The organism is Autumnicola psychrophila, assembly GCF_031846645.1.
Classification (GTDB): Bacteria; Bacteroidota; Bacteroidia; order Flavobacteriales; family Flavobacteriaceae; genus Autumnicola; species Autumnicola psychrophila.
Genome location: NZ_JAVRHN010000007.1, coordinates 154039 through 175225, shown reverse-complemented (window position 1 = coordinate 175225; position 21187 = coordinate 154039). Strand labels below are relative to the sequence as shown.

At 39.8% G+C, this 21187-nt stretch carries 19 protein-coding genes; 8 read left to right on the top strand and 11 right to left on the bottom strand.

What is annotated here, in order from left to right; genetic code table 11:
• The first annotated feature begins 15 nt into the window (after positions 1 to 15).
• Positions 16 to 441: an organic hydroperoxide resistance protein gene (locus RM541_RS10945; RefSeq protein ID WP_311500190.1), complete on the top strand. Its 426-nt coding sequence runs from the start codon at positions 16 to 18 to the stop codon at positions 439 to 441.
• 543 nt (positions 442 to 984) lie between these two features.
• On the opposite strand, the gene RM541_RS10940 is transcribed toward RM541_RS10945, so the two are convergent.
• Positions 985 to 1572, bottom strand: coding sequence for a DUF2911 domain-containing protein (locus RM541_RS10940; protein WP_311500189.1), 588 nt, complete (start codon positions 1570 to 1572; stop codon positions 985 to 987).
• Positions 1573 to 1763: 191 nt separating this feature from the next.
• On the opposite strand from RM541_RS10940, the gene RM541_RS10935 reads away from it, so the two are divergent.
• The 4 genes from RM541_RS10935 (at position 1764) to RM541_RS10920 (ending at position 5078) form a co-directional block, all read left to right on the top strand.
• Positions 1764 to 2309 (top strand): RNA polymerase sigma factor, encoded by a 546-nt coding sequence (locus RM541_RS10935; protein WP_311500188.1) that lies wholly within the window; start codon positions 1764 to 1766, stop codon positions 2307 to 2309.
• Positions 2293 to 2904, top strand: a complete 612-nt coding sequence (locus RM541_RS10930) for a hypothetical protein (RefSeq protein WP_311500187.1) — start codon at positions 2293 to 2295, stop codon at positions 2902 to 2904. The genes RM541_RS10935 and RM541_RS10930 overlap by 17 nt, the downstream gene beginning before the upstream one ends.
• Entirely contained in the window at positions 2885 to 4279 is a 1395-nt protein-coding gene (locus RM541_RS10925; RefSeq protein ID WP_311500186.1) for a DUF4097 family beta strand repeat-containing protein, read from the top strand. Before RM541_RS10930 ends, RM541_RS10925 begins: the two co-directional genes overlap by 20 nt.
• 109 nt (positions 4280 to 4388) lie before the next feature.
• On the top strand, positions 4389 to 5078 hold the full coding sequence (locus RM541_RS10920) for a peptidoglycan DD-metalloendopeptidase family protein (RefSeq protein WP_311500185.1): 690 nt from the start codon (positions 4389 to 4391) through the stop codon (positions 5076 to 5078).
• Positions 5079 to 5116: 38 nt separating this feature from the next.
• Here the strand turns inward: RM541_RS10920 and RM541_RS10915 are convergent, their stop codons facing one another.
• The 10 genes from RM541_RS10915 to RM541_RS10870 form a co-directional block, all read right to left on the bottom strand.
• Entirely contained in the window at positions 5117 to 5593 is a 477-nt protein-coding gene (locus RM541_RS10915) for a DUF4199 domain-containing protein (protein WP_311500184.1), read from the bottom strand.
• 96 nt (positions 5594 to 5689) lie between these two features.
• The gene (locus RM541_RS10910; protein ID WP_311500183.1) at positions 5690 to 6415 is read right to left on the bottom strand and encodes a VIT1/CCC1 transporter family protein; all 726 of its coding nucleotides are present in this window, start codon (positions 6413 to 6415) and stop codon (positions 5690 to 5692) included.
• Positions 6416 to 6974: 559 nt separating this feature from the next.
• On the bottom strand, positions 6975 to 10337 hold the full coding sequence (gene secA, locus RM541_RS10905; RefSeq protein ID WP_311500182.1) for a preprotein translocase subunit SecA: 3363 nt from the start codon (positions 10335 to 10337) through the stop codon (positions 6975 to 6977).
• Positions 10338 to 10424: 87 nt separating this feature from the next.
• A complete protein-coding gene (locus RM541_RS10900; protein ID WP_013070580.1) occupies positions 10425 to 10646 on the bottom strand; it encodes a DUF2795 domain-containing protein in 222 nt (73 codons plus the stop codon).
• A 239-nt stretch (positions 10647 to 10885) separates the two neighbouring features.
• Positions 10886 to 11458, bottom strand: a complete 573-nt coding sequence (locus RM541_RS10895; protein WP_311500181.1) for a cob(I)yrinic acid a,c-diamide adenosyltransferase — start codon at positions 11456 to 11458, stop codon at positions 10886 to 10888.
• Complete coding sequence (locus RM541_RS10890; RefSeq protein ID WP_311500180.1) at positions 11455 to 11649, bottom strand: hypothetical protein; 195 nt, start codon at positions 11647 to 11649, stop codon at positions 11455 to 11457. The genes RM541_RS10895 and RM541_RS10890 overlap by 4 nt, the downstream gene beginning before the upstream one ends.
• 116 nt (positions 11650 to 11765) lie before the next feature.
• Positions 11766 to 12470, bottom strand: a complete 705-nt coding sequence (locus tag RM541_RS10885; protein ID WP_311500179.1) for an ABC transporter ATP-binding protein — start codon at positions 12468 to 12470, stop codon at positions 11766 to 11768.
• A gap of 231 nt (positions 12471 to 12701) precedes the next feature.
• Positions 12702 to 13691 carry an O-methyltransferase gene (locus tag RM541_RS10880; RefSeq protein WP_311500178.1) on the bottom strand — a complete coding sequence of 330 codons (990 nt, stop codon included), beginning with the start codon at positions 13689 to 13691 and terminating at the stop codon, positions 12702 to 12704.
• Between the two features lie 86 nt (positions 13692 to 13777).
• A complete protein-coding gene (locus RM541_RS10875) occupies positions 13778 to 14149 on the bottom strand; it encodes a type II toxin-antitoxin system VapC family toxin (RefSeq protein ID WP_311500177.1) in 372 nt (123 codons plus the stop codon).
• A gap of 383 nt (positions 14150 to 14532) precedes the next feature.
• The gene (locus RM541_RS10870; RefSeq protein ID WP_311500176.1) at positions 14533 to 16407 is read right to left on the bottom strand and encodes an ABC-F family ATP-binding cassette domain-containing protein; all 1875 of its coding nucleotides are present in this window, start codon (positions 16405 to 16407) and stop codon (positions 14533 to 14535) included.
• A gap of 1073 nt (positions 16408 to 17480) precedes the next feature.
• Here RM541_RS10870 and RM541_RS10865 point away from each other — a divergent pair.
• The 3 genes from RM541_RS10865 to RM541_RS10855 all read left to right on the top strand — a co-directional run bounded on the left by RM541_RS10865 (position 17481) and on the right by RM541_RS10855 (position 21176).
• Complete coding sequence (locus RM541_RS10865; protein WP_311500175.1) at positions 17481 to 18269, top strand: polysaccharide biosynthesis/export family protein; 789 nt, start codon at positions 17481 to 17483, stop codon at positions 18267 to 18269.
• Between the two features lies 1 nt (position 18270).
• On the top strand, positions 18271 to 20739 hold the full coding sequence (locus RM541_RS10860) for a polysaccharide biosynthesis tyrosine autokinase (RefSeq protein ID WP_311500174.1): 2469 nt from the start codon (positions 18271 to 18273) through the stop codon (positions 20737 to 20739).
• A gap of 80 nt (positions 20740 to 20819) precedes the next feature.
• Entirely contained in the window at positions 20820 to 21176 is a 357-nt protein-coding gene (locus RM541_RS10855) for a four helix bundle protein (RefSeq protein WP_311500173.1), read from the top strand.
• Positions 21177 to 21187 lie beyond the last annotated feature (11 nt).

The window sequence follows — 21187 nt, the reverse complement described above, 5'->3', positions numbered from 1 at the left end:
AAAAACTGAATCAAAATGAAAACATTATATACGACCAATGTGACTACAACAGGAGGTAGGAATGGCCGAACGACTAGTGAAGATGGAGTTTTGGATATGGAATTAGCCATGCCGAAAGAACTTGGGGGAGAAGGTGGTGAATATTCTAATCCTGAACAACTATTTGCAGCGGGTTATTCAGCTTGTTTTGGAAGCACTTTGGAAGTGGTAGCAAAAAAGCACAAAGTAGAACTCGGAGATTACAGCGTTAACGCCACGGTGGAATTAGGGAAAACTGAAGAAGAAGATTTGGAGCTTTCGGTTATTCTTGATTGTTATATTCCGGGGGTGGATGTTGAAAAAGGTGAGGAGCTCGTGAATGAGGCTCATGAAATTTGCCCTTATTCGAGAGCAACTATGGATAATATTGATGTTACTTTAAATCTTTTACTCGACGAGTAGCTTTTAGAAGTAGATGTCAGCAAAAGGAGCGTCAAATAGCGCTCCTTTCTGTTTTTACAGGTTTTTGTATTTCAGAGATCCGGTTTAGCGGAGTTCAAACCTTTTCTTTCTAAAGGCAAGCCTCAAAAATGCCAGTTTTCGACTTACAGATTTTCTTGCCACGAATACACCAATAAATTCCAGCAGAAAAAGTGGAAAGTGGAGAGTTCATATTTGTTCTCCTCTCTTCTCATTAAAAGTTAATGTTCCAAAATGTCAATTATCGGCCTGTATTTCTTTTTACCACGAATACACAATGCTTTCGCAGAAGTCCTTTTAGCAATCTTTCTATTCTTGTCTACTGTTTCCTGATTCAGTATATGATGGACGCTCCAAGATGCCAATTATCGGCCTGTATTCCTTTTTACGACGAATTCCCGAATAATTTTCAGCAGAGAAAGTGGAGAGTTCAATTTTTGCTTTTCTCTTTCCTCTCTCCTCTATAAAAGTTAATGCTTCAAAACGGCAATTTTCGACCTGCAGTTCTCTTTTTAAAAAGGAACATCAAATAGAGGATTCAGCGACCTCTACACCTTCAGCTTCTTTAATTGGCAGTGAAATTCTGGTATCATCCCAGCTTAGAAAAAGAAAAATGAGATCATTTCTTTCTTCAAAGGATATAGTAAATTGTTCTACGTTATTATCAATTTTATTTACTGCTGTTTCTATAACCAGTACATCATATTGAGGGTCGCGATAGGCTTTTTTTTCTAGGTCAATTCCCCAGGGATACATCTGAGAATTGAAAATCACCTTCCAGGTTTCTTTACCCGGAATAGTCCATAACGTGTATTTTCCTGCTTTTAAGAGGGAGCCATCTACCAGAATATCTTTGTCGGTTTGAAAAGTGGTAGCTTCGTTAGCTCCGGTCCGCCACACTTCATCATAGGGAACGAGTCCCCCAAAAATCTCCCGGTCTTTTTTATACGGCCGGTTGTAGAAAACTTCGAGTGTTATTCCGTTACTTTTAAAATGAACCGTGTCCTGAGGGCTATGCGCCTTTGTGTCGTAACGCAGGACGAATGCAATAGCCAGAATTACGGCAGTAATGGCGCCAATTATTTTTAAAGATTTCTTTAGAGTAGGATTCATATATACCTTTGGTACTAGAGGTTCAAAAAATGTGCAAATATGTGATTCAGAAGAAAAACTTCTTCCGGAAGCAGGTGAAAGTAATGATATTTGCTGCGCTTAAGTTCGTTTTTGAAAAAATTATATGATTTTGCAACATGTGAAAAATAAAATCGTCTTTAAAGTGAACACCAACCAAAACCAATAAGAGTTTGTTACAAAATGAATTAATAGAAGCTTGCAGGCAAAATGATCGCCGTGCGCAACTGAAGCTATACAATAAGTATAGCCAGGGGATGTACTTCGTAGCCTTAAGGTTTATTCAGGATTCTTTTGAAGCTGAAGATGCGATGCAGGAAGCTTTTATAAAGGCTTTTTCAAAACTTCATCAATTTAATGGTGAAGTTACGTTCGGGGCCTGGTTAAAGCGGATTGTGATCAATAAATGCCTGGATAAGCTTAAAGCGAAAAAAATGGAAATGGTCGCCATAAATGAACGAACAATGACCACAGTAGAAGAGGACGACAACTGGCAGGTACAGGACGGGATAGGAGTTGAAGAGGTAAAAGCCGAAATTGAGCGATTGCCGGAAAAATACAAATATCCCCTTATGTTGTTCCTTATAGAAGGTTACGATCATGAGGAAATCGCAGAAATTTTGGAAATCAGTCAGGTTTCATCACGGACGCTGGTTCACAGGGGAAAGAAAAAATTACAGGAAGAATTAAAATTAAAGAAAAATGGCACAGGATATTAGAGATATGTTCCGGAATGAAGAGGATGAAAGCCGCAAATCACAAAAACTGAAAACCGGCCATCAAAAACGATTCGAGGCGAAGCTGGATGCGACATTGCCAGAGCAAAAGAAGAGAAATAGCTTTCCGTATCTAAAAATAGCTGCTGTACTGGTGGTAGCTTTTGGAGTGGCAATGTTCTTTTTTAAACCGGGTATAAACATGGAAGAGAACCGTGTAGTGGAGATTCCGGTAGAAGAGAACCTGCAGGAAGATGCTCAGGAACGGGCGAAACAATTTCAGCTAAGCGATGTTTCTCCACAATACCGGGAAATCGAGAATTATTATATGGCCAGCCTTAACCTGGAATTGGCAAATCTTAATATTACAGAAGATAATAGGGCACTTATAAATGCCTTTATGGCCAAACTTGCAGAGCTGGATAAGGAGTATAAGCGCCTGAATGCCGATCTTAAGGAAAGTGGACCAAATGAGCAGACCGTAGAGGCAATGGTGGCAAACCTTCAGCTAAGACTGGAATTGCTGTTTAAATTAAAGAATAAGATCAAAGAAATTAAAGAATCAAAAAACGACAATTATGAGGACCTACAAGCTTAATTATATTGTACTGCTGCTGTTGTTTATAAGCGCGGGAGTTTCAGCACAAACTAAGAAACACGTGCAAAGTTTTAAGACAAATGCTAACGTGAATGTGAATGTAGATGCTAAACACACAAACATTCTTGTGGAGAAATGGGACAAAAATGAAGTTCTCGTGGAGGCTTACCTGGATGCTGAAACTTCAGATAAAAAAGAAATAGACCAATTGATGAAAAGCTGGAAGCTGGATGTTTCAGGATCTTCTAATGATGTGAGAATAATATCAGGTGGAGGTGTTTCATGGGACGTGATGCCAGATGTTAGTATGAATATGTCAGATTTAAATGAATCTATGGGTGGTTTGCAGGAAATGCTGGGTCCGCTTATGGAAAACCTGATGCCGATGATTCAGAACATTGCAGCAAATCCCCTTCCGGAGAATTTTACCTCGAAAATGGGCAATATGAATTTCGATTTTGAAGCTTACGAGAAAAATCCAGATGAATATATGAAGAAATGGGAAGCGCAGGTAGAAGAGAATTTTGGTGAAGATTTCGAAAAAGATATGGAAGCCTGGGCTGCTAAAATCGAAAAAAATTCTGAGAAGTGGGAGAAGGATTTTGAAGCAAAAATGGAAGATTGGGAAGAGAAGTTTGGAAAAAACATGGAAGTCTGGGGAGAACAATTCGGGAAGGATATGGAGAAATGGGGTGAGCAGTTTGGTAAAGAAATGGAAGCTCGTTTTGAAGGTGAAGACAGTAAAACAATGGTTTTGTCCGGTGATGGAGCTAAAGCAAAGAAAAGGATTAGAATAACTATTCCCAGGAATGCTAAACTAAACCTTGATGTGCGCCACGGAGAATTAAAACTGCCGGGGACAACTTCAAACCTTAAAGCCAGTGTATCTCATGGATCATTATCGGCAAATACGCTTAGCGGGAAGCAGACCGATGTGAAAATTTCTTATTCCCCGATAAAAGTCAGGCAGTGGGATTATGGCGTATTAAATACAGATTATGTGCAGGATTGTGTGATAGACCGCGCTACCAGTATAAAATTAAGCTCCAATTCCAGCGATGTGCTTATCAGGGAGATTACGGAAACCGGTATTCTTTCCGGCTCTTTCGGAGATTTGAACATCCTTAACCTGGCTCCCGGATTTCAAAACCTGAGGATCACCCTGGAAAACAGTGACCTGAAACTTTCTTTGCCCGATACCGCTTTTAGTTTTAATTACGACGGGACGCAGAGTGATCTTGATTACCCAAAGTCAATGCAACTAAAGTCTACAGAAACTTATGATAATGTAATTTTAAACGGATTTAATAAAAGTAGAAATGGTTCAGGAACTGTAAGTATTAAAGCAAGTTTTAGCGATGTTTTGGTAAAGTGAAAATCTAAACTTATTTTTAGCCGATAGAAAAAGGTCGTCTAAAAGTGCAAAATTTCAGGAGGACGAAATTGGGCATTTTTGACGATCTTTTTTGCTGAAAAAATGCTGAATGAAGACTGAAACTTTTGCTGAATTTATTGCCGGACTTACCACAGGATTTACTCCGGTAGTTGCTAATCTAAAACTGGAAGATTACGTGCCGATAGATCTTTCTGAAACCAATCCTGAAATATTGAAACTGGAAATGCTCTCTTCTGAAGCTTTTTCAGTTTTTCTGAACAATTCCCTGCGAAGAGCAGATAAAAAAGCAGCTTTTGGAGGTTATAATGAAATCCGGAACCTTTACAAAAGGAGTAATCTTTTCAATAAAAATACTGAAGAATTCCTGAACAGGAACATACATATTGGATTGGACATCTGGACTGAAGAAGGTACGGCTGTGCTTGCACCGCTGGAAGGGAAAATCCACAGTTTTCGGGATAATGATAATTTTGGTGATTACGGCCCTACTATTATCCTGGAGCACGAAGTGAATAGCAGGAAATTTTATACTTTATATGGGCACCTTAGTCGGGAATCGCTTTCAGAATTAAAGACAGGGCAGCAAATAGACCAATTTCAGGAAATAGCAGAACTGGGCGATCCTCTAGAAAACGGGGATTATGCGCCGCACCTTCACTTTCAGGTTATGGAGGATCTAATGGGGTTTGTCGGAGATTTTCCCGGAGTTGCGTCCAAAAAGGAAATTGATCTTTACCTCAGGAATTGTCCCGATCCTAATTTACTGTTGAAGATCTGATCTAGCTGATGTTTGAAATTTTTTATAGTCGCTAAAAACTACTTCTTCCGAAGAAAAAGTGCTACAATGGCACTGGTCACAATTCCCATACCCAGTGCGCTAAAGGTATTTAGAAGGATATAAGAACTAAGGTTAAAGTAAGCTTCAGCATCCTCTCTTGCCATTCGTCCAGAAGCTACAGTGTATTCTATAATATTTTCAAAGTATTCCGGACTAATAAATACGCTGGTAATATACTGCGACAGCGGACTAAGAATTGTTATTACCACAGTAAGAATAATTCCCGAAACAAACCCCTGGCTCCAGGACATTCCTTCAGCGTAAAAATTTTTCCTTTTATCAAGAAGCGCCAGAAAGTAAATTAAAACGGCAACAATTCCGAAGAAATTGGTGTAGAGGTAGTGTTTGCCAATAAGTTCGCTGTGCCAGCCCATGCTCTTTTCAAAAACGATCCAGAGAATAGCAGCAGCAGTAAAAATAAATCCCCATTTAATTTCTATAGCGAATTTCTTCATTTCAATTTTGTGGTTTTGAGCAAAAGTAACTAAAAAAGGAATTTTTTGACCAGTGAAGGTCTATATCATCCCGATTTTCCTTCGTGGATTCAACATCTATAGAAGAAAACTTTCAAGAATGTCTCCTACGAAATACGCCAGGATAGCTGCCAGGCCTCCCAGAAGCACAGTTTCCACTATGCCTAAAAGCATGTTTTTCTCAGTCACTTTACTTTTGAGGCTGCCAACCAATCCAAGTGCAATGGCGGTAAGTACGCAGGAATAAATAAAAAGTTGTTGATCATTGCCTTGTGTGGTGCCGGCGAAAAAATAAGATAGGAGTGGCACAGAACCAACAAGCAGGAAACTGAAAAAAGTAACCCCGGCAGTTTTATAAGGGGTTTTCTCACCTTTCACCATTTCCAGTTCCTCCTTCATCATCGTGTCTACCCAAACATCTTTATCTGCAATTATAACTGCAACAACCTTTTCCAGCAGTTCACCCTTAAAGCCTTTAGCTGAATAAATTTCTCTTATTTCAGCTACTTCTTTTTCACGAAGATTCTCAATTTCCCAATATTCAACCTCCTTATGTTTTTCGTACAGATCTCTTTCGGCTTTAGTAGAAAAAAAATTGCCGACAGACATCGAAAATCCGTCGGCAATAAGGTTTGCAATTCCTAATATTATTACTACCGTAATTCCCAAATTGGCACCTTCAGCTCCTGCAACTACAGCAAATGTGGTAATGGCACCATCGACCCCGCCATAAACGAATTCTGCTATATAATCTTTATTAAGAAATAAGACTTTGCCCTGGGAGTGGAGTTTGGATTCATGCATGATCGCTGATTACTTGAAACAGCAACAAGTTAACATTTTTTATTCAGGACTGATGGGTTTTTTCCCGTTTCAAGTGATAGAGATTAAGAAAATCTTTCAGGAACTCCCCATCAAATTGAACCACCCCGGCCTTCGGCCATCCCTTCTTTAAAAGAAGGGGAGCTTTATAGTTTTCAATGAAGCGTTGCTTCAAAATGGCAATTATTGGCCCGTTTGCTACATCAATGTTCGGCTACTCCTTAAATAGGGGAGCTTTATAGTTTTCAATCAAGCAATGCTCAAAAATGACAACTCTCGGTCCGTTTGCTACATCGATCTTCGACTACCTCTTAAAAAGGGGAAGGACTTTTTTCTTTTAAATTAAGCGTTGCTTCAAAATGGCAATTATCAGCCTGTTTACCACCCCGACCTGCGGTCACCCCTCCTAAAAGGAGGGGAGTATATTTAGGAACGATCTCCGAACTATGACCTACAAAACAAAAAATCCCAAAAAACCATTTCAGTTTTTCGAGATTTTTTAATGTTCACAGCCTACAGCCTACAGCCTACAGCCTACAGTCTACTTGTTCTCTACAAGCACCCAATCTCCTTTATCCAGTAAGGGGATAGCCTGCTTATATTTTAAAGTTTTATTTTCACCAGTCATTACATTTTTTACCGTGATTTTGTCATTACGACCAATTTTAGGTTTGTCCCTAACCACAGTTTCTGTCACCTGAGGTTTTGGTTGCTGGCGTTGTCCTGCAGCTCTATTTTGAGCAGCTCTTTCGTCGATATTCTGAATTTCTTCCTTAGAAGTTTCAACTTTTTCACGTTTCCTGGTCTGTCTCGCTTCCTGAATATTGGAAACATTTCCTTCCGGAATTTCTCCTTTAAACAAAAATCCGATAACGTCCCTGTTTACCTGGTCCAGCATTGCTTTAAAAAGTTCAAAAGCTTCAAACTTGTAGATCAATAACGGATCTTTTTGTTCGTGGACCGCCAGCTGAACGCTTTGTTTCAGTTCATCCATTTTTCTTAGATGCGTCTTCCAGGAATCGTCAATTATCGCCAGGGTAATATTTTTCTCAAAATCTTTTACCAGCTGCTTACCTTCAGTTTCATAGGCTTTCTTCAAGTTAGTGACTACCTGTAATGTTTTGCTGCCATCTGTGAAAGGCACCGAAATCCTTTCGAAGTTGTTCCTTTCATCTTCAAAAACCTGCTTAATTACCGGAAAAGCCCTGGAAGCACTGTGCTTCATTTTTTCCTCGTAATGCTTATATGCAGCTTTATAAACTTCGCCTGCTATTTTCTGAACCGGCATTTTTTCAAAATCCTCTTCAGAAACAGGAGAACTCATAGAAAAATAACGGATAAGTTCAAATTCGAAATTCTTATAGTCCATCGCCGCTTTGTTCGTTTCAGCAATAGCTTCTGAAGTGTCAAATATCATGTTGGCGATATCCACCCTTAAACGATCTCCAAAAAGTGCGTGGTACCTACGTTTGTAAATCACTTCCCTCTGGGCGTTCATCACATCATCATACTCGAGGAGACGTTTCCGAATCCCAAAGTTGTTTTCTTCCACTTTTTTCTGAGCCCGTTCGATAGATTTGGATATCATGGAATGCTGGATAACTTCACCTTCTTCAAGCCCCATTTTATCCATTAATTTCGCAATCCTGTCAGAACCGAATAAACGCATCAGGTTGTCTTCAAGAGAAACGTAGAACTGGGAACTTCCGGGATCTCCCTGTCGTCCGCTACGACCACGCAACTGCCTGTCCACACGTCTTGAATCGTGGCGCTCTGTACCTACAATGGCAAGACCACCAGCATCTTTAACTTCTTTGCTCAGCTTAATATCGGTACCACGACCTGCCATATTGGTGGCGATGGTCACAATTCCAGATTTACCGGCTTCAGCAACAATATCTGCTTCCTTTTTGTGCATTTTCGCGTTCAACACGTTATGCGGAACACTTCGAAGTTTAAGCATTCTACTCAATAATTCAGAAATTTCTACGGAAGTTGTACCAATAAGCACCGGTCTTCCTTGTTTTGAAAGATCGGTAACATGATCGATTACCGCATTGTATTTCTCACGTTTGGTTTTATAAACCAAATCTTCTTTATCATTTCTGGCAATAGGACGATTGGTCGGAATTTCGACAACATCGAGTTTATAAATTTCCCAGAATTCACCTGCTTCGGTCACTGCAGTACCCGTCATACCGGAAAGTTTGCGGTACATTCTAAAGTAATTCTGAAGTGTTACCGTCGCAAAAGTCTGCGTGGCATCTTCGATTTTTACATTTTCCTTAGCTTCGATCGCCTGGTGCAATCCGTCGCTATATCGACGGCCTTCCATAATACGACCGGTTTGCTCATCCACAATCTTAACTTTATTGTCGATAACCACATATTCTGTGTCTTTTTCGAATAAAGTATACGATTTAAGCAACTGGCGCATCGTGTGGATACGCTCACTCTTTACGCTGTATTCACGGAAAAGTTCTTCTTTCTTTTCTGCTTCTTCCTCTTTGGAAAGTCCTTCTTTTTCAATTTTGGCGATTTCCATACCAATTTCAGGCATTACAAAGAAATCGGGATCGTTTTCTCCGGAAAGGAATTCAATACCCTTGTCGGTAAGATCAATCTGGTTGCTCTTTTCTTCAATGGTAAAGTAAAGCTCTTCATCAACTTTAGGCATCTCGCGGTTATTATCCTGCATGTACTGATTCTCAGTTTTCTGCAATAACTGCTTAATCCCTTCTTCACTTAAGTACTTAATTAGCGCCTTATTCTTTGGTAACCCGCGGTAAACACGAAGTAATTGTTTTCCGCCTTCCTTAGTGTCCCCTGCAGCGATAAGTTTTTTCGCTTCAGCAAGGATCTTTACGAGATGTTTACGCTGTACTTCAACGATATTTGCAACCGCAGGTTTCAGCTCGTTAAATTCGTGAATATCACCTTTTGGAATAGGTCCCGAAATAATAAGAGGCGTACGGGCATCATCAATTAAAACCGAATCCACCTCATCCACAATTGCGTAATTATGCGGGCGCTGTACAAGATCGTTTGGTGCATGGGACATGTTATCCCTTAGATAATCAAAACCAAATTCGTTGTTGGTTCCATAGGTGATATCGGCATTATAAGCTTTTCTTCTTGCGGCGGAATTTGGGCGGTGGTAATCCACACAATCTACACTAAGACCATGAAATTCGAAGATAGGAGCCATCCAGGCACTATCCCGTTTTGCAAGATAATCGTTAACGGTTACCAGGTGAACCCCTTTTCCGGTTAAAGCGTTAAGGTACATTGGTAGGGTGGCGACAAGCGTTTTACCTTCACCGGTATGCATCTCTGCAATTTTTCCCTGGTGCATCGCGACACCTCCAATAAGCTGAACATCATAATGAACCATGTCCCAGGTCACCGGTTTACCGGCGGCATCCCAGGAATTGTTCCACACGGCATAGTCGCCGTCGAGGTTTACGTAATCTTTTTCAGCGGAAATTTCGCGATCAAAAGAAGAAGCTTGTACCCTTAACTGAGTATTATTTACAAAACGTTTGGCGGTTTCCTTAACTGTAGCGAAAGCTTCGGGAAGGATTTCATTAAGAACACCTTCTGAAATTTCGTAAGATTTATCTTTCAAAGCATCAATTTCCACGTAGATATCTTCCTTGCGGGTGATATCTTCAGATTCATCGGCTTCTTTCTCAAGGGCTATAATTTTTTCGTTTACTTCCTTTAGGGCATCTGCAATTTTTGCTTTAAAAATAGCAGTTTTTGCCCTTAGTTCATCAAGGCCCAATGCTTCATATTCAGACTCATATGCCTTTATTTGTTCAACTATGGGTTGTATCTCTTTGACGTCTTTTTTTGATTTGTCGCCAACAAATACTTTTAATACAGAATCTAAAAAACTCATAAGTTTTTTGTTTTAATATGTTTCAAATGTAAGCAAAAAAAAAGCCTCACTTTGGAGACTTTTTTGCTTTATTTCTAATGGTTTGTGTCAATATTCATCCTCATTCCAGAGATAATCATCGTCTGTGGGATAATCCGGCCAAATCTCTTCAATAGAATCGTAGGAGTCTCCTTCATCCTCGATGGCCTGTAGATTTTCAACAACTTCTAAAGGCGCACCCGTTCTGATTGCATAGTCAATTAATTCATCTTTTGTGGCAGGCCATGGCGCATCACTTAAGTAAGATGCTAATTCTAAAGTCCAATACATGATCGAATCTGGTTTATAATTTTTGCAAAAATAAATTTTTTGCTGATATAGCCAAGAAAAAAATCTTATAATTATTCAATACCGTTAAGAACTTATTCTAAAACCTTACTTTTTACTCGATAATCTAGATTTTAATACTCCGGGGCTTGCCTCGAAATTTAAAATTATTTTTTCTTAATACTTCGTGGGCTTGACCCGAAGCAGTTTACTAAAAAGAAGCTTTCAGTAGAGGGAAATCTTTAGGATTTTTCCGGAATCCATTTTATCTCTTCCGACTGGAAGTATTTTGTCAATTTCCGTGCCAGCACAAAGAGATAATCAGAGAGCCTGTTAAGGTATTTTAGAACCGACTCGTCAAAAGCTTCGATTTCATAAAGCGCTGTTGCTAAACGTTCTGCCCGTCGGCAAACACATCGCGCTATGTGACAGAATGACACGCTTTGGTGTCCCCCCGGAAGCACGAAATGTGTCATTTCTGGAAGGTCTTCATTCATTTTATCCATTTCTTTTTCAAGAAATTCTATATCTTCAGCAGAAATCTTAGGAATGGACAATCTCTGCTTTCCGTTTTTAAGCACTGCTTTTTCAGGATCTGTGGCCAGAATTGAGCCGATCGTAAAAAGGCGGTCCTGAATTCTAATAAGGTTTTGCTTAAGATTATCTTCAATATCCTGGTCCCGTAGAAGTCCGATATGGGAATTGAGTTCGTCTACCGTCCCGTAGCTTTCGATTCTTATATGATGTTTCGGGACGCGGGTGCCGCCAAATAAAGCAGTGGTTCCCTTGTCTCCGGTTCTGGTGTATATTTTCATGATTTATTTTTCTCCTGAAAAGTTTCTTCAGATTTTTCCTGCTTTCTTCGCTCTAAATATCTTCTTCTGAAATTTCTGTTCTTCCTGTTTTTCCGATCGATCTTTGCACGTCTGGAATTTGTACGGAAGTAGATAAGGATAACAGCAATAATAGCGAGGTAAAGCCAGGTTTCCTGATCAAAATCAAGCATCTTGGATTCTTTTTACGAAGATAAGAAAGTTTTATGTCAAAGGACAATTAACAATTGACAATGAACAATTATCAATAAACAATGAGTGATAAATTGAGAGTTTAGACCTTTAACTCTTAACCTTCAATTTTCACCCTTTCCCTGCGTTCGTCACTTTCCACCACACCATCTCTAAGACGAATAATACGATGCGCATGTTCTGCAATATCTTCTTCGTGGGTTACGAGAATAACTGTGTTGCCTGCGGCATGTATTTCGTCAAAAAGGTTCATTATTTCTACGGAAGTTTTGGAATCCAGGTTTCCGGTAGGTTCATCGGCAAGGATTATGGAAGGTTTATTGACCAGGGCGCGGCCAACGGCAACACGCTGTCTTTGTCCTCCGGAAAGTTGATTCGGTTTGTGATCCATGCGATCCCCGAGGCCTACGTTGGTAAGGACTTCTTTGGCTCTCACAACTCTGTCAGATTTTGAATAACCGGCATAAACCATGGGTAGAGCAACATTATCCAGGGCTGTGGTACGTGGTAAGAGATTGAATGTTTGAAAAACAAAACCAATTTCTTTGTTTCTTATTTCAGCAAGTTCATCATCTGTCATCTTGCTTACGTCTTTTCCGTTCAGGATGTAAGATCCGGAAGTTGGAGTATCAAGACATCCCAATAAATTCATTAAAGTAGATTTTCCAGATCCTGAAGGTCCCATAAAAGCGACATATTCTCCACGCTCTATGTTTAAATCTATTCCTTTAAGAACCTTAACGGTTTCCTGTCCCAGCGGAAAATCACGGGTGATATTGGTAATTTCAATAACTCTGCTCATACTATAGTTTTGCTGACAATAGGACGTAAGTTAGTGAGATTTGTTACAATTGTACAATTTTTATGTTGTAGAGTGAAGGAGGAAAAGAGGTAAAGAGTGAGTAGTGAAATCAAACTTTTATGATAGAATGAAATTCGAGGGAGGAGGTGGAGCGGGGCAATCCTCTCTGTGCTTTTAACGTAAAAGGAAACTTCTTACCTTTTACCTCTTTACCTTTTTGACTTATTTAGCCTAAAGCCTGATATTGAAATGCTGTTTTGCCTGTTCTTTTCTGAAAAAAATAAGTCCCCAGTAAAAAGTATCTATGGATACAGTGACTTGGGGATGGTCTTTTATTTCTTCCCAGGCCTCTTCCATTTCCGGCGACCAGTGGATATCATCAAAAATAAAAACGGAACTGTTTTTTGCTCCAGGCAGTAATTTATGGAAGTATGCTAATGTCGGCTGTTTCTGATGATTTCCGTCGAAAAAGATCAGGTCGTAGTTTTTTCGTTTGTAGTTCGTGGTTTGTAGTTCGGAGTTTGTTTCTTCTCCCGTTTCCTGTCTCCTGTCTCCTGCCTCTTGTTGTTCCTTTGTCTCTTTTCTCTTTTCTTTTTTCGGATTCTCCTCTCCACTTTCCACTTTCTTGTCTCCTGCCTCTTGAATCCTATTTTTTTTTCTCTCTTCTCTTTTCTCTTTCCTCTTTTCACTCTCCTCTCTCCACTCTCCACTCTCCACCACTTCCTCCAACGTCTCCTCAAATTTGCCAATTTTCAACTGAATATTATTTAATCGGAACTGTTCAAATTGCTGTTGGGCGATATTTGCCGTTTCCGGGCAGCCTTCTAAAGTCAGCACCTTAACATCTCTATTTGCAGCTATTGCTGAAGTTGCTATACCCAGTGAAGTTCCCAATTCCAGCACATTTTTACATTCAAGATAGTTCACCAGCCGGTAAAGTAACCTTGCACGCTTTCCTGAAATCCCCGCATTCTTTGCCACTGCCGAAATTTTCCGTTTTTCAGATTTAAAAACCCTGCTTCCCGCGCCAAAGTCGGTTACTTTTATAAAGTTGTCATTTTTCAGTAAACTTCTTCGGAAGGATTTCAGAAGATCATACGCCGGATAAAATTTTTTATCATAAAAACATTTCGTCACCAGCTCATACACAAAAGGGGAGTGAAGCCCGTGCTGGTTCTGGCTTTTCAGGAGGAATTTTATGTAGGATTTTAGGAGGTGCAAATTTCTGTTATTCTTGATAATAGGGATGACGAGAAGGATCTGAAATTACATTTTTTGAGATTACCTAGTAAAGGTATTTGAATAGGTTAGAAGGTATACAGGATGACTTCAAGGGGATCAACACGTCCAAACTGTTTGTCAGCAGTAATGAGGGGAATATTAAGATCAAGAGCCGTAGCAGCTATTATTGCATCCGGAAGTTTTAATCCAAAGTTCTTTCTAGTCTCAATAGCTAGTGATTTAATTCTGGTGCTGATATTCTTAATCGAGCAATTATTCAAAAGAGATACAATTATCTTTTCAGAAGTGGGAGATAATTCAGGAAAGCTGAGTAACTCAAGTTCTGTTATAAAGGAGATAATAATTTCTTTTTCAAATAATATTTCTATTACTTCCTTTTCGCCATTAAGGAAGTACAATAAAATATTTGTATCTACAAAAATTTTATTCCCACTCATTTCTCATTTCAATTTGATAAGCTAAGGGGTCCTGGTAAATTTTTAAGCTTCCAGCATATTCTTTGATGCTTTTCTTAGGAAGCCGTGCAACTACTCTCTTTAACCGGTTTTTGATTTCCGTTTTAGGAGTTCCTTTTTTAATAATGGTTACCATAATGTTCGTTTTCTACTAATTTACGTAAATATCAATTAAAAATTTTCTCAGTCACTAACTAACTCCTAAAACATTTTCACCTAATTTGCACGAACTTAACAGCGGGTATGGTTAACTAGCATCTGGGTACTTCATCGAGTTCAATCTCACTTCTCACTATTCACCAAAAAAAACCAAAGCCTAAAAATGGCAATTTTAAACAGCTCAAACTCTCCACTCTCCACTAAATTCACATTCCCCCCTTCTCCATCAACTCAAACCATCTTGAGGTTTTTTGTTCTATTTTTTCTTCAACATCTTTTAACTTCAGAGAGGTTTTATCCACTTCTTCGCCGCTTAGATCCTTCAGGAATTCCTTCTGAATTTCTTCTTTTTTCTTTTCCAGTTTGGCAATTTCTTTCTCCAGTCTGCCGTATTCCTTCTGCTCGTTATAAGTTAGTTTAGATCCTGAAGAGTTCTTTTTCCAATCATTTTTATCCTGTTTAGCTTCAGCTTTTTCTGTAGAAGTTTCAGTATCCTGGGCAGCGCTTTCCTCATAGCTCCTGTAGTCGGTATAGTTTCCGGGGAAATCTTCCACCTCAGCATCGCCTTTAAAGACAAAAAGGTGATCCACGATTTTGTCCATGAAATATCTGTCGTGAGAAACGACAATTACGCAGCCGGGAAAATCCAGAAGAAAACTTTCCAGCACGTTTAGAGTCACGATATCAAGGTCGTTGGTAGGTTCATCCAGGATCAGGAAATTAGGATTCTGGATAAGCACAGTACATAAATAAAGTCGCTTCTTTTCGCCTCCGCTGAGTTTTTCAACAAAATCGTACTGCTTTTTACGGTCGAATAAAAAACGCTCCAAAAGTTGCTGAGCTGAAATCTGTTTTCCTTTTTTCAGCGGAATAAAGTCCCCGAACTCACGGATTACATCGATAACTTTTTGCCCCGGTTTTATTTTTATACCACGCTGAGTGTAATATCCGAACTTGATGGTATCGCCAATCACTACTTTCCCGGAATCGGGTTCCATCTGGCCGGTAAGGATATTCAGAAATGTAGATTTCCCTGTTCCATTTTTTCCGATAATCCCAAGCCGCTCACCCCGCTGGAAGTTATAATCCAGGTTTTTAAAGAGCTGTTTTCCGCCGAGTTCTTTAGAAAGTTTATGGATCTCCACAATTTTACTTCCCATTCTCTCCATGTTGATCTCCAGCTGAACGGTATGATCGTTCCTGCGCTTGCTGGCTTTTTCTTTGATCTCATGAAAATCATCAATTCGTGATTTGGACTTGGTAGTACGTGCTTTGGGTTGCCGGCGCATCCAGTCCAGTTCCTTCTTAAAAAGCTGCTTGGCTTTGTCGGTATTTGTTTGTTCCTGTTCTACCCTGGACTCTTTTTTGTCCAGGTAATAGGAGTAGTTTCCTTTGTAAGTATAAAGCTGACCGTCTTCCAGCTCCACAATTTCGTTACAAACCCTTTCCAGGAAATAACGGTCGTGTGTAACCATAAATATGGTGAAATTTTCCTTTTTGAAATATGCTTCCAGCCACTCGATCATATCCAGATCCAGGTGGTTGGTGGGCTCATCCATGATAATAAAATCAGGTTTATGAAGGAGCATATTTGCCAGCGCGAGACGTTTTTTTTGTCCGCCGGAAAGATGCTTTACCTCTTTTGAAAGATCTTCAAGTTTAAGCTTGGAGAGGATCTGCTTGTACTGAGTTTCAAAATCCCATGCCTGGGCGGCGTCCATTTCTTCAAAAGCCTTTTGATAGGCATCGGCATCTTCAGGATTTTTTAAAGCCTTTTCATAGCGGTCAATAATCCGCAGGGTTTCATTTTCTGAAGAAAATATCGTTTGCTCCACGGTTAAATGCGGATCAAGGTCTGGCTCCTGCGGAAGAAAAGCCGTTGTAATGTCTTTGCGATAAACGACCTGGCCATCATCGGGCGCATCGAATCCTGCAAGAATGTTGAGAAGGGAAGTTTTTCCCGTTCCGTTTTTGGCAACAAAACCTACTTTTTGCCCTTCATTTATTCCGAAGGAAATTCCTTTAAAAAGTATCCGTTCTCCGTATGATTTTGAGATGTTCTCGACTGAAAGATAATTCACGTAATATATTTTGCTGTAAAATTAAATTGATTAGTCGGAAATACTGACAATAAAGCGAGAAATTTGTTTCAGAGTGAAAAGTGGAAAGTGAAGAGTGAAGAGTGGAAAGTGAAGAGTGGAAAGTGGAAAGTTCAATCTCTAAAAATTAATCCGGTCCTTTAAATTGCCGGAAAAGCGTATATAACAGCTTCAATATAACTATTTCAAAAATTGTTTATTTTTAGAACCCGCCTATTTCTTAAAAAAAAATGTCCTCCCGAGCGGAGTCGAGGGGTTAGTTAAAAGCAGGATTTAGGTGCTCACGCAGTTTCCGACTCCGCTCTGGCATCGCTATAAACTCCGAACCACAAACTTCAAACTTAGGCCGGTCGAAAATTGACATTTTGGAAGTGCTTCTTAAGTGATTAGTGATTAGACAAAGAATTGAGCCAGGACTCAGGAAGCAAGAAACACGAGTCTTAGTTTAATGATATCTCCAAATTTCAATCCGGGCCTTTAAATTTCCGGAAAAGCATATATAACAGCTTTAATTTAACTATTTCAAAAATTCTTTATTTTTAGAACCCTCCTGTTTCTGTAAAAAAATGTCCTCCCGAGCGGAGTCGAGGGGTTAGTTAAAAGCAGGATTTAGGTGCTAACGTCGTTCCCTGCTCCGCTCCGGCATAGCTACAAACTCCGAACTCCGAACTGCCGGAAAAGCCTATATAAAAGCTTCTATTTAACTAATTTGGAAATTGTTTATTTTTAGAACCCGCCTGTTTTTGTAAAAAAATGTTCTCCCGAGCGGAGTCGAGGGGTCAGTTAAAATCGTGATTTAGGTGCTCACGCAGTTTCCGACTCTGCTGTGGCATAACTACAAACTCCGAACTCCGAGCTCCGAACTCCGAGCTCCGAACTCCAAACTCCGAACTCCAAACTCCAAACTCCGACCCCAAACTTTTTCTTTTTAACTTTCTACTAATCATTTAACTATCAACTGGCCTGCTTGAAATATTAATTCCGAAGTTAAAGAATTTATACTTTTGATATTAACCCACAAAACCTATATTTGTTAATTATTTGTGAATGTCAATATGAAGTTTAAAGTCCTGCTTTTTCTTTTAGCGATGATACTTTCCTTTTCGTCGTGTATTTCTACTAAAAAACTGAGTTACCTTCAGGATAATCCTGATACAGTAGACAGTATTATAAAAGTGCAAAGATTAAAGAAGCCTTACAGAATTCAAATTGGAGATCTTTTAAGCATCCGCGTAAAGGCCCTGGACCAGGAATTAGTGGGGATGTTTAATCCTATAGGTGAAGCAAACCCCAATGCCACTACAGAAGAAAATGTCTATTTTGATGGTTTTACGGTAGATGATCACGGGAATATACGTGTACCTACGCTTGGTGAGCTGAATGTGTTGGGCTACACGGTAGAGGAGGTGAGGGAAAAGATAGAAAAGGAGCTGTTACAGCAATATTTTAGAGAAGAGGCGAATTTATTTGTAACCGTTAAACTTGCAGGAATCAGGTATACCACTTTGGGAGAAATTGGCTCCGGGAGCCAGGTGATTTATAAAGAACAGGTAACAATTATAGAAGCAATTGCAAATGCAGGCGGAATTACCGATGTGGGGGATCGCCAAAAAGTGAAGATCGTAAGGCAATATCCGCAGGGAGAGGAAATCCATACCATAGATGTTACAAGTATAGAAGCCACTTCCAGCCCCTATTATTATATTCAGCCTAACGACGTGATCATAGTAAATCCTTTACCTCAAAAGGCGCTTGGTTTCGGGACTACGGGATTGGAATCCTTCAGGACGATTGCTACTATTTTTACTTTAATAACCTCAGTTGTACTGATTTTTAGCAGATAGAATGGCACATGAAGATGATCACATATCAGACGTAGGCTCAACCTTCGATTTTAAAGGTTTTGTTCTAAAAGTTATAAGTTACTGGAAATTGATATTACTTTCTATAGCTATAAGTTTTGCCGTTGCCTATTATAACAATGTGAGGAAGCTTCCTGTCTACAGGATGGACAATAGTATAAGTATTAAGGATGATCAAAACCCTTTTTTTACTACAAATACCAGTCTTACGTTTAACTGGGGAGGAACATCAGACAAGGTAAATACAGCAGTCACCATTCTCCGGTCCAGGTCTCATAATGAGGAGGTGGTGGAGCGGCTTCAGTTTTATGTACAGTACCTGGAAGATGGCGAATATCAGCGTGTCGATGCCTACGGAAAAGCTCCCTTTGAAATTCTAGTAGATACCAGCGCCTATCAGGCTCTAAATACAACTTTCACGGTAACTTTTCAGGATTCAGTAAATTTTTTAATTAAAGCTGATTTACCTGAAAATATATCTGCTCAGAATTTCAGAAGCAAAGAGAAAAAATCTGTTCCTGTAAATAACCGGAAATTTTCTCAGAGCTTTAGGGTGGGTGAGCCTGTAAACCTTCCATTTTTTAGTGGCATAGTTACACGTACAGATCATGCCTTGCAGGCAGGGAAACCGTTTTATGTGAGCTTCCTGAATTTCGATTCTGCAGTGGGGAGGTATCGATCTGTTAACGTGGCAACCGACAATAACGGTTCCTCTGTTTTACGACTAAGCCAAACCGGAAATAATAAAACCCGACTGGTGGACTATCTGAACGGGTCTGTTGCAGTGCTCAGCGAAAATATGCTGGCGCGGAAGAACCTCTTTGCTACAAAAACCATCAGGTTTATCGATAGTAGCCTTGCGGTAAAATCACGGGAATTGCAGGTTGTGGAGAACGAACTGAATGACTTTAGAAACGAAAATGCTATTCTCGATATTTCTGCGGAAAGTAGTGAGATTTCAAATAAACTGTCTACTCTGGATGTGCGCAAGGAGGATATCAGGAGGCAGCTGGCTTATTATGAAACCCTGAAGACATACCTGGAAACCAGAAGTGATTATTCCAGCGTTCCCGCACCGTCTGTTGCAGGAATAAGTGAGGGAAGTATTGTAAGTGGTGTAAATAAGATAGTACAACTGGCTGAACAGCGCAGTAATTATCAGTATTCTCTAAAAGAAGGAGCTCCTGCTTTCTCAGATATCGACCGGCAGATCAATTCGGTAAAATCTATTCTTGTTGAAAATATAAGTTCTTCCCGCGGAATTTTAGGGGAAGAGCTCTCTGATATTAACCGGAAAATTGACGGGTTTGAAGCTGAAATAAAGAAGTTGCCGCAGGAAGAGCAGGACCTTCTGAAGATTCAGCGTAAATACAGTATCAGCGAAAAAACCTATAATCTCTTTCTTGAAAAGCGTAGTGAAGCCGGGTTGGTAAAAGCCGCAAACGTAAGTGACGTAATGGTCATTGATAAAGCCAAAGATACCGGTGGCGGGCAGATTGGTCCTAACACTCAGTTAAACTACGTAATGGCGGTAATGGTTGGCGGGGTTATTCCATTAACATTCGTGTTCCTGCTGGTCTTTCTGAATACCAATATTCTTAATGCGCAGGAAGTTACCCGCCTGTCCCCGGTGCCTATCCTGGGACTAATTGGAAAAAGTAAACTCGACTCTAATCTCGCTGTTTATTCAAGTCCAAAATCTTCGGTAGCAGAAAGTTTCAGGGGGATTCGGTCCAGTCTGCAATTTATGTATAAAAAGCAGGGAGTAACCGGCTCAAAAGCGTTATTGGTAACCTCTTCGGTTTCAGGGGAAGGGAAAACCTTTTGCGCGATGAACCTGGCGACGGTATTCGCGATGAGTGACAAGAAGACTGTACTGGTAGGGGTGGATTTAAGGAAGCCGAAAATTTTCGATGACTTTAAGCTGAATAATGAATTGGGAATTGTGAATTACCTAATTTCTGAAGCCAATTCCGAAGATATTATTCAGAAAAGCGAGATAAAGAACCTGGATGTCATTACTGCGGGACCTGTACCACCAAACCCTTCAGAATTGTTGCTTACCGAGCAAATGGATAAGCTGATGGAAGAGTTGCGACAAAAGTATGATTATATCATCCTGGATTCCCCGCCAATAGGTATGGTTGCCGATGCCTTAAACCTGGTGAAATATGCCGATGCCACATTGTACCTTATCAGGCAGGATTATACCAAACGTGGAATGCTGGAAACCATTAATGGAAAATACCAGAAAGGGGAATTAAAAAATATCAGCTTTGTGCTAAACCATTTTGTGCACAGAGCGAAATACGGCTATGGTTACGGCTATGGTTACGGTTATGGCTACGGCTATGGTTATAACAGATATGCAAAAGGCTACTACGGAGAAGCCCCTTCCAAGATGGCTCAAATGAAGAAAAGCTGGAAGAAATTTATGAGGAATTTTGAATGATCTTTAGTGACTAGTGACTAGTGACTAGTGAAGAGTGAAGAGTTCACGAAAGTTCATTCATTAAAATTTAAAGTAGGAGAATGAATCATAAAGATTTGGATGTTTGGAAGAAAAGCATGGATTTAGTGGAAATTATTTACAAGGTTTCTACTAAATTTCCATCTTCTGAAATGTACGGATTAACTAATCAGATCAGGCGTGCTTCGGTTTCTGTGCCCTCAAATATAGCTGAAGGAGCTGGTAGGAGCAGTGATAAGGAATTACTATATTTTCTAAATGTGGCGCTAGGATCACTTGCGGAAGTTGAAACACAGATAGAAATCGCCCTACGACTCGGTTTTATATCTGATGTGGATACTGTATTTAAAAATATCACCGAAGTTCGAAAATTGATCATTGGCTTCAGAAATTATATTAAGAAAAAAACTAATCACTAATCACCATTCAC